The sequence below is a fragment of the Virgibacillus sp. AGTR genome (assembly GCF_016919725.2).
In the GTDB taxonomy this organism is placed as follows: domain Bacteria; phylum Bacillota; class Bacilli; order Bacillales; family Amphibacillaceae; genus Virgibacillus; species Virgibacillus salarius.
The window spans coordinates 1-1622 of the sequence record NZ_JAJERH010000153.1 but is presented as its reverse complement, the minus strand read 5'-3'; the positions used below and the strand labels follow the sequence as shown (position 1 = coordinate 1622).

The 1622-nt window shown below is 49.9% G+C and carries 14 tRNA genes and 1 rRNA gene; all 15 read left to right on the top strand.

The annotated features are described in order from the left end of the window. Positions 1-92 precede the first annotated feature (92 nt). Positions 93-208, top strand: a 5S ribosomal RNA gene (gene rrf / locus JUJ52_RS22950). A 24-nt stretch (positions 209-232) separates the two neighbouring features. Continuing rightward, a tRNA-Asn gene (locus JUJ52_RS22945) sits at positions 233-307 on the top strand. A 2-nt stretch (positions 308-309) separates the two neighbouring features. Beyond that, positions 310-401: transfer RNA gene (locus JUJ52_RS22940), tRNA-Ser, on the top strand. A gap of 16 nt (positions 402-417) precedes the next feature. After that, positions 418-492: transfer RNA gene (locus JUJ52_RS22935), tRNA-Glu, on the top strand. 4 nt (positions 493-496) lie between these two features. Next, positions 497-572 (top strand) — tRNA-Val (locus JUJ52_RS22930). Between the two features lie 46 nt (positions 573-618). After that, a tRNA-Met gene (locus JUJ52_RS22925) sits at positions 619-695 on the top strand. Positions 696-727: 32 nt separating this feature from the next. After that, positions 728-804, top strand: a tRNA-Asp gene (locus JUJ52_RS22920). A gap of 41 nt (positions 805-845) precedes the next feature. Then, positions 846-921: transfer RNA gene (locus tag JUJ52_RS22915), tRNA-Phe, on the top strand. Positions 922-940: 19 nt separating this feature from the next. Continuing rightward, a tRNA-Tyr gene (locus JUJ52_RS22910) sits at positions 941-1025 on the top strand. Positions 1026-1043: 18 nt separating this feature from the next. Next, positions 1044-1117 (top strand) — tRNA-Trp (locus JUJ52_RS22905). Between the two features lie 13 nt (positions 1118-1130). Beyond that, a tRNA-His gene (locus tag JUJ52_RS22900) sits at positions 1131-1206 on the top strand. A 17-nt stretch (positions 1207-1223) separates the two neighbouring features. After that, a tRNA-Gln gene (locus JUJ52_RS22895) sits at positions 1224-1298 on the top strand. Positions 1299-1301: 3 nt separating this feature from the next. Next, positions 1302-1376, top strand: a tRNA-Gly gene (locus JUJ52_RS22890). Between the two features lie 9 nt (positions 1377-1385). Beyond that, positions 1386-1459: transfer RNA gene (locus JUJ52_RS22885), tRNA-Cys, on the top strand. Positions 1460-1467: 8 nt separating this feature from the next. Further along, positions 1468-1549 (top strand) — tRNA-Leu (locus JUJ52_RS22880). Positions 1550-1622: the final 73 nt, after the last annotated feature.

The following is a 1622-nucleotide window of genomic DNA, read 5'->3' as shown; positions in this document are numbered from 1 at the left end:
CATATTTTTTCAAAATAGTACTTGATTTTTCCTGAAAAACAATTATAATATTGGTTGTCACTGTTTTTTGACAACACTTGGCAGACATCATGTCTGGTAGCAATAGCGGAGAGGTCACACCTGTTCCCATGCCGAACACAGAAGTTAAGCTCTCCAGCGCCGATGGTAGTTGGGGCTTTGCCCCTGCAAGAGTAGGACGCCGCCAGGCAAGATACATTCTAATTGGAATTATTCCACAGTAGCTCAGTGGTAGAGCTATCGGCTGTTAACCGATCGGTCGTAGGTTCGAATCCTACCTGTGGAGCCAATGGAGAGCTGTCCGAGTGGCCGAAGGAGCACGATTGGAAATCGTGTAGGCCGTTACCGCGGCCTCGAGGGTTCGAATCCCTCGCTCTCCGCCACTATTCTAATAATACTGGCCCGTTGGTCAAGTGGTTAAGACACCGCCCTTTCACGGCGGTAACACGGGTTCGAATCCCGTACGGGTCACCAACATGGAGGATTAGCTCAGCTGGGAGAGCACTTGCCTTACAAGCAAGGGGTCGCAGGTTCGAGCCCTGCATCCTCCACCATCCATAATGATTTGAAAAACAGAACAAATTTATTACTTCCTTACATCGCGGGGTGGAGCAGTCTGGTAGCTCGTTGGGCTCATAACCCAAAGGTCGCAGGTTCAAATCCTGCCCCCGCAACCAAAATAATTTATTATTGAATAACTCCATTAGTTGGTCCGGTAGTTCAGTTGGTTAGAATGCCTGCCTGTCACGCAGGAGGTCGCGGGTTCGAGTCCCGTCCGGACCGCCACTTTCAAAAGTCTTATAGACTTTAATAGTTTAAAACTGAATGGCTCGGTAGCTCAGTCGGTAGAGCAAGGGACTGAAAATCCCTGTGTCGGCGGTTCGATTCCGTCCCGAGCCACCATTTGTATTTTCTTCTTCTTGGAGGGGTAGCGAAGTGGCTAAACGCGGCGGACTGTAAATCCGCTCCCTCAGGGTTCGGCAGTTCGAATCTGCCCCCCTCCACCATTTTCTAATAGTATAATTAGGGGTATAGTTTAATGGTAAAACGAAGGTCTCCAAAACCTTTGATGTGGGTTCGATTCCTACTACCCCTGCCAATTTTTCTATATGGCGGCCGTGGCGAAGTGGTTAACGCACCGGATTGTGGCTCCGGCACGCGTGGGTTCAATCCCCACCGGTCGCCCCATTTTTAATTTAAATAATTGGGCCATAGCCAAGCGGTAAGGCATCGGGTTTTGATCCCGTGTACCCCAGGTTCGAATCCTGGTGGCCCAGCCATTTGCGGAAGTAGTTCAGTGGTAGAACATCACCTTGCCAAGGTGGGGGTCGCGGGTTCGAATCCCGTCTTCCGCTCCAAGTATATATGGCGGTATAGCCAAGTGGTAAGGCAGAGGTCTGCAAAACCTTTATCACCGGTTCAAATCCGGTTACCGCCTCCAACGATTATGCCGGTGTGGCGGAATTGGCAGACGCGCACGACTCAAAATCGTGTTCCTTACGGAGTGTCGGTTCGACCCCGACCACCGGTATCTACTTTATACACACAAACTACAAAATATTATTATCGTAAGAGATGGGGCTGGGACAAAACCCAGTAAAATT